We start from the raw sequence: 3,049 nt of genomic DNA, 5'->3' as shown, positions 1-3,049 counted from the left end.
ATACTTATCCTTTGAATGCAGATGAACAACACACCCACCAATTTCCATTTATCAAAAAGGTTTATCCCCTGCTTAAGAAGGGTGGAATTTTAAGCTATTGTAATTTGACGTCAACAGGAGTTCTCAAAAATAGATACGATTCCTGGGAAGCTCTTTTCAATGAAACTCAAGTTCCTTATCTTATTGAAGCAGGTGTTCCAGAAAACGATATTAAGGGGATCATCATCTTCAAAGTTTCTCCACCTACTGATTGTTTATACTTTCAACACAATACAGCCATGATTCCCATTGTTGTAAAAGAGTAAATAAAATAGTAACTAAAAGAGTAAACATTAATAGATTTGATATTACCATGGATTTCATTAAGCCATTTAATCAACTGTCAATCTCTGATCGACCTATAGCAGGTGGAAAAGGAGCATCATTAGGGGAGTTAACAAAGCATTCTTTTCAGGTACCCGAAGGATTTGTGATTATCACTTCGGCTTTTCAACATTTTCTTACTGCCTCTGGCCTCAATGGTACATGGATTAAACTCAAAGAAAAATTAGCAGCAGGCCAATGGGAGATGGCAGAAAAAATTGCTCAGCAACTTCATGAACAAATCCTTTCATCTTCCATACCCGCAGACCTTCGGAGGACAATTGATAATTATTATGGTAAACTTTTCGCAGATGCAGATTTTGTAGCGATTCGTTCTAGTGCAGTTGAAGAAGATCAAGCCCATGCTGCTGGGGCTGGTATTATGTCAACCTTTTTAAATACTCAAAGGAAAGATTTATGGACTAATATTCAACGCTGCTGGGCTTCCTTATTTAGCAAACGGGCTATTGATTATTTTAGAATTCAATCAAATACTTCACCGGACTTGGGGATGGCAGTTATTGTGCAAAGAATGATAGAAAGTGAGATATCTGGAGTAGCTTTCTCTATTAATCCTGTTAGCCGGAAAAGCAATGAAATTATTATAGAGGCAGCACTTGGTTTGGGAGAGGGTGTGGTATCCGGATCTATTACTCCTGATAATTACAGGGTAGATAAGTCCACATTTCAAATTCTTGATAAGTCCGTATCTTTTCAAAAAACTCTCGTTCAAAAGGCGAGTGATGGTGGAATCCGCTCAGCAGATATTGGTGAGGCTGGAAGTGTCAATCCCAAATTGAATGATCAACAAATCATTGACCTGACTAGATACATTACTGCTATTGAATCAATTTATGGCATTCCGGTTGACGTTGAATGGGCTTGGGCAAATGAACAATTTTATATCTTGCAAAGCCGTCCCGTATCTCAATTAAATACTCCTCCTCAGGTAACCGATTATTCCTCGACATTAGTTGAGGCTCCATCAGGGCAGATTGGTGGGTACGAATTTTGGTGGTCTGACCATGAATCCCAATGGGCTATTGATTCTCGGTTGTATATTTTATACACATACAGGGATATTATCTGGAATCAAATAGACGATGTATTAATCTACACAATAAATGGAAACTCTTCTGCTTACATTTCTAAAAGAGATGTGAAGGAAGCCAGAAAAAGAGGAGACGTTTATTTACAATCTGATTATCGGCGAATACTTGAAAAGGTAGCTAGCAAATGTGTGGACAGACATCAACAGCTGTATCACCAATTAAAAAATCTTTCCTTTTCGGAAATCTCTGACTCCAATATCAGTCAAATTTTTAATAGAGTAATTGATACTTTCAGCTTCACAGTCGGTTACTATAAAGCCAGCGGTCCTCTGGCAACTGAGGTACTGATACAGGAACTTTCCCACTACTTTTGCGATGAGGAATTACAGATCTTAAGTCTGCCCACTCAATTAGATATAAGTAATTTGGAACAGCTTGATTGGTGGGAGTTGCTCAAACATTCCTTTTCCAGAGAAAGGCTTTTGAAACATGCTGAAAAATATCCCTGGATTATTATGGGTCACTTCACTTATGATGAAGTTCTTAAAACCCTGAATCAGCGCTTTTACGATAGTCATGGGCAGCAAAATGCTAAAGATATTGTATCGAAAAAACAGCAATTAAAAGAAAAACACAAGTCGATTTTAAAGGGGAAAGACATCCATCTTAACCTTGTTGATTGCCTGCAAGCTGCTAGCTCTTTTCGTCCAACGCTGAAAGGCTGTTGGGCAGGAATGGATTATCATCTGATTCCCTTGTTTGAAGAAATCTGTAGGAGAACCGGTGAAAGCATTGAAGACTTAAATCGTTACTATCATATTCAGGATATTTTTCGGATCATAGAGACCGGAGAAAAGTTGAGTGAAGCGGATAAGATAGAGCGGAAGTCTGGTATGTTAGGGTTATGGTCGAAAGGTAAAATGGCCTATTACTATGGCCAAGAAGCAGAGAAGTTATACAGGAAAAAAGTTAAGGAATGCACTGATTCGTCCCAACTTAAAGGCATTGTTGCCAACAGGAGAGGTATAAATTTAGTGAGGGGAAGGGCACGGATTTTAGGATGTAATAATGTGATTCAGGTAAGGGAGTTCAAGAAGAATTTCCACAAAGGTGATATTCTTGTGACCGCAATGGCACAGTTGAATACATGGTATCTTCTAGAGCTGGCAAGTGCTATAGTGACCGATGAAGGAGGAATGCTCTCTCATGCAGCGATTTTGGCTCGGGAAATGAACATACCATGTATTGTCGGAACCCATTCGGCTACTTCTGTGATTAAAGATGGCGATCTGATTACGATCAACACCATTGATGGCACTGTTCAGTTAGATAATTAGGTGTAAGCTATCAGCTGATAGCTGATAGCTGATAGCTAATAGCTTACCTGAAGCCTGGTTTTCAAGCCTCTTCCCGTAACTTATCCAAAACACTGCGGTCTTCTAGAGTGGAGGTATCTCCAGCAACCTCTTGACCTGCAGCTAGCGATCGCAATAGCCGACGCATAATCTTTCCGGAACGAGTCTTGGGCAAAGCATCAGTAAAGCGAATGTCACCAGGACGTGCGATCGCACCAATTTCTTTGACCACGTGCTGCTTTAGTTCTTGCTTGAGTTCGTCACTAGCGCTATAACTGC

2 protein-coding genes and 1 pseudogene are annotated in these 3,049 nt (G+C 39.7%); 2 read left to right on the top strand and 1 reads right to left on the bottom strand.

All coding sequences use genetic code 11. From position 1 onward, the window contains the following. A partial coding sequence (locus F6K53_RS36310; protein WP_293084289.1) for a hypothetical protein occupies nt 1–305 on the top strand: 305 nt, incomplete at its 5' end. Nucleotides 306–352: 47 nt separating this feature from the next. Next, nucleotides 353–2,752 (top strand): PEP/pyruvate-binding domain-containing protein, encoded by a 2,400-nt coding sequence (locus tag F6K53_RS36305; protein ID WP_293084286.1) that lies wholly within the window; start codon nt 353–355, stop codon nt 2,750–2,752. A gap of 61 nt (nt 2,753–2,813) precedes the next feature. Here F6K53_RS36305 and F6K53_RS36300 read toward each other — a convergent pair. Then, a pseudogene (locus F6K53_RS36300) lies at nt 2,814–3,049 on the bottom strand (acetyl-coenzyme A synthetase); the annotation flags it as partial.

Origin of the sequence: Moorena sp. SIO4A1, from assembly GCF_010672065.1 — a bacterium.
Lineage (GTDB): Bacteria > Cyanobacteriota > Cyanobacteriia > Cyanobacteriales > Coleofasciculaceae > Moorena.
Note: the sequence above shows the minus strand (reverse complement) of the source record. Positions and strands in the feature narration are given on the sequence as shown.